Genomic DNA, 4,052 nt, shown 5'->3' on the forward strand with positions numbered 1-4,052 from the left:
TTCCAATACATTGTACTGTTTAAGACTTATTAATCCCCAAATCGATATCCAAAAAACCAACACATTGGTTACGCTTCTACATTGCCCTTTTTCCGCAAGGGATACCATGTGAAAAAGGTGATGCTACGCCACAGCCATTCCAAAGGGCCATATTGGAAGGTCATCAACCACCATTTACTCAATTGCATTTGAACCGCGATAATAGCAATGGCCAATAGAAAAATATAGCTATTCCTTACTTCTCCCAGATACCCCATTCCCCACCCAAAGAACAGAAATGTACCCAAAACGCTCTGAAAGAAATAATTGGTAAGGGCCATGCGGCCATAAGGTGCAAATGCAAGCAACCATTGTTGTCCTTTCACCTTGTTGTAAACCATCACGAACAAAATAATCAAGATAAAGGTCATGGCTATATTATTGAGGTCAAACGCAGTCAATCCTGCCATGGCCGGCCATGTATCGAAAGTTACATCTTGGCCCAATTGCATAAAAATAAGGGCGGTAAGCACCAAGGAAACCACAAAAAGTACAATCGAACCAATAAGCGCTTTTTTGATCAATTTTCTATTTTCCTTCAGTTTTAGGAAGAAGCCATTTCGACCGATTACCAATCCCAAAAGGAAATAACCAAATGTGAGATAACCCCTTCCGAAGATTCCCAATTGGTATTCCAGTTTATTTAAATGGCCCAAGGTCGAATTCGATACAAATACCTCCCCTAGGGTTCCGTTTTTTAGGGTATTGAAATACGCTAGCGTCTCTGGGTCATCGGGCATGATACCCCCGGGGCTAATTATATTTTCGCCATGGGCTATGGCAAAAACAATATAGCGGCCTCCTCCTAAAAATAGCGCGGCCGCACAAATAAGCACCCATTTATCAATTATTTTATAAAAAGGGATCAGAAATATACCCAAGAGCGCATAAATGGTCAAAATATCACCGCGATAGAACATATGGTGCACCATACCGATACCCAATAAAATGATCAATCGCCAAAAAAAACGAAGGCCAAAATTCTTTCCTATTTTATGGGCATTATCCATTTGAATAAAAAAACTTAATCCGAAAAGAAAAGAAAACAAAGCGAAAAATTTGCCCCTTAGAAATATGCCAATGAAGATGTCGACGATAGTATCCGGAATTCCGACATGGGTAGCGGCCATCGCATTTTCGGGTATGGCCGACCCTACAAAATTTTCCACAAAATGCACGATGACAATACCAGCCAGTGCGAAGCCCCTCAAGGCATCAATGATTTCAATTCTTTGTTTGATTGGTTTAGCGGACATTCTTTAGGTATTATGGTTATACCTAAATAGACATCAAAAGTCATAATAGGTTACAGTACAAGCTATCACATTTATGGATAGCCATAGTTTTGAAATGTACGGTTTTCCTTATTAAGATAAAAAATATCACTAAGGAACGCTCCTAAAAATAGGTATGAATAATCCTATTCGGCTACACCGATTAATATCGAATAATAGTAGTAGCTTAGAACAAAGAATACTGAAACTAGAAATACGATGGCCGAATATCCTAATAAAGTATGGTTGAATGGGGAAATTTTAGACGCGGAATCGGCAAGGATATCCGTGTTTGATAGGGGTTTTTTGTTCGGCGATGGAATCTATGAGGTAATGGCCAGGATAAGAGGGCGTTTTTTTTATGAAGAAGCCCATTTAAAACGCTTGGACGAATGTCTGCAAAAGATAAAAATAGATTTTGACACCCGAATGTTGACCAAGGAGATACCCAGGCTACTGAAAGCATCGGACATAGTTGAAAACGACTGCCTGTTGTATATTCAGGTGAGTAGGGGGGTGGCTCCACGAACACATGCGTTCCCCCATGATATTCCACCAACGGTGATGATGTATGTTACGCCGAAAACCTTGCCTGATATAAATTCGATCAATGCATCCGTATTGACCATGGAAGAGTTTAGATGGTCCCGTTGCGATATTAAAACCACTTCGTTGCTGGGGAATGTTATGGCCAATGAAATTGCAGTTCAACGGGAATGCTATGAAATGTTGTTCGTGCGCAATGATATTGTGACCGAAGCATCGCACTGTAACATGTTTTTTGTAAAGGATAACATCGTTTATACGCATCCGGCGAATGAATATATTTTGGATGGAATAACCAGGCAAGTGGTTTTGGGATTATGTGCCGATCTCGATATTGTAGTCCGTGAAGAAGGTGTATCAAAACAACGAATACCTCAAATGGATGAGGCCTTCTTAACCGGTACGAGTACACAGATTGCCTCGATAAAACAGATAGACCAACATTTCTATTATAAAGGGGATGAAATTGGCAAGGTTACCAAAAAACTGCAAAATGCCTTTCTTGGTTTAAAAAAGACGGGGTTTTAGTCGTCCATTAAATAAACCTTTTGTAACAGATTTTGGTGGTGCCGTCTATTAACATAGTTTGCATTTCTTTTGGATAAGAAGGCGAAAGTTGTTCAATCTTTTAATATTTTTAAATAAATCCTTTATAATGGCAACGACCAACACCTGTAAAAACTGTGAGAAAGAATTCGATAGTACGTTCCAGTATTGTCCCTATTGTGGGCAAGAAGCAGCGGACAATCTTACCTTAGGGGTCCTGTTCAGCAATACGATCAGTAATTACTTTTCTATAGATGCACGATTTTTTAGAAGTTTTGTTCCCTTGATGGTCAAACCCGGGGTATTGGCCAGACGTTTTGTCGACGGAAAACGAGTGGCCTATTTGCATCCTGCCCAGTTCTACCTTTTTATCTCGGTCGTCTTCTTTTTTATCTTTTCCTTTAGTGTTCGCAAGGCTGACAATGAGATATCCCAGGCCTTTAAAAAAGGTTTTAGCAAAGAGAATATCTTGGATTCCCTACAAATTGCTAAGGACTCCGTTGGCCTAGAAATCGCACGGAATGCCCTACAGGACAATGCGGCTATCACAAGAATGTCCGACCAAGACCTGAAAACCATCGATTCGTTAATAACCGCTGAACAAGAAAGTCCCGATGTATCCTTTACGTTCAAAAGAAAGACTTTGGATTCTTTGATCGCCCTTGAAGCACCAAAGACGGATAAGTTGAAGGCTATGGGATTGAAGGAGGATGCTGGTGCATTAACCCGAAAGTTCTATGAGCAATTGCTCAAGTTTTATGAACAGCAAGGGACGGGCATTCTGAAAACATTATACGATACCATTCCTATTGCCATGTTCTTTATGCTGCCCTTGTTTGCCTTTTTACTCAAACTGTTTTATTGGAAAAGAGGGACATTCGCCCACCATGTGGTCTTCAGCTTTTATTTTTTTACGTTTCTGTTCACCACCTTTTGTTTGCTTATTTTGGCCAATGAAGTAATCGATATCCCTACGTGGTTAGAGGCACTTTTGTTCCTATACTTTTTGATCTATCTAATGTTGGCCTTGCGAAATTTCTATAGGAGCAGTTGGATAGGAGCCTTCTTTAAAGCCGGTACAATCTCCTTTATTTACCTACTGATTGTAGTTCCGATTGCCATTTTTGGGGTCGTTATGGTTTCTTTTATGTTGTATTGATAACAGGTTGCCATAGTTTAACGGGTGTAATTTTAGTCGCATGGGACCGCCTTCTAAAAGTCTTAGAATCTTTGGTTATCCATAAAATAATAAGGAACGGCATATGACGTTAACCCAATAATCCATAATTTTAAGGAATACCACCAAAACCACATTTCTATGGCCGTTGAAAAGAATAACTATATAGACTTTCATTGCCATACAGCCATGAAACCTTTTGGCAAAAGTTTCAATTTTAAGCCTGTCGGTAAAAACAGTCCCAATCGCAGGCGAACCAACAGTATTTGGCGTTATAATCCGCCTACGGTACTCGACAAACTGATCAATTACATCATCCACCTGACCAAGTTTTCGCAGGCCAATTTCACAAGCTTGTCCAAGGGAGGGGTTTCCATCGTATGTGTATCCCTATATCCTATCGAAAAATGGTTTTTTGTCAATAAGATAAAGAACGAGTTCATCAAGGATATTGCCTCGAATTTCGCTAC

At 39.9% G+C, this 4,052-nt stretch carries 3 protein-coding genes and 1 pseudogene; 3 read left to right on the forward strand and 1 reads right to left on the reverse strand.

Annotation, left to right across the window (positions count from 1 at the left end; all coding sequences use genetic code 11):
- Positions 1 to 68: 68 nt before the first annotated feature.
- Complete coding sequence (locus tag WBM98_RS02190) at positions 69 to 1,295, reverse strand: DUF418 domain-containing protein (RefSeq protein WP_424364385.1); 1,227 nt, start codon at positions 1,293 to 1,295, stop codon at positions 69 to 71.
- 237 nt (positions 1,296 to 1,532) lie between these two features.
- Here WBM98_RS02190 and WBM98_RS02195 point away from each other — a divergent pair, with 237 nt between their 5' ends.
- From WBM98_RS02195 to WBM98_RS02205, 3 genes and pseudogenes are all read left to right on the forward strand, one after another.
- Positions 1,533 to 2,387, forward strand: coding sequence for an aminotransferase class IV (locus WBM98_RS02195; protein WP_424364386.1), 855 nt, complete (start codon positions 1,533 to 1,535; stop codon positions 2,385 to 2,387).
- A 127-nt stretch (positions 2,388 to 2,514) separates the two neighbouring features.
- Positions 2,515 to 3,564 (forward strand): DUF3667 domain-containing protein, encoded by a 1,050-nt coding sequence (locus tag WBM98_RS02200; protein ID WP_424364387.1) that lies wholly within the window; start codon positions 2,515 to 2,517, stop codon positions 3,562 to 3,564.
- Positions 3,565 to 3,723: 159 nt separating this feature from the next.
- Positions 3,724 to 4,052 (forward strand): annotated as a pseudogene (locus tag WBM98_RS02205) (peptidase M19); the annotation flags it as partial.

The organism is Maribacter sp. (assembly GCF_049667165.1).
Classification (GTDB): domain Bacteria; phylum Bacteroidota; class Bacteroidia; order Flavobacteriales; family Flavobacteriaceae; genus Maribacter_A.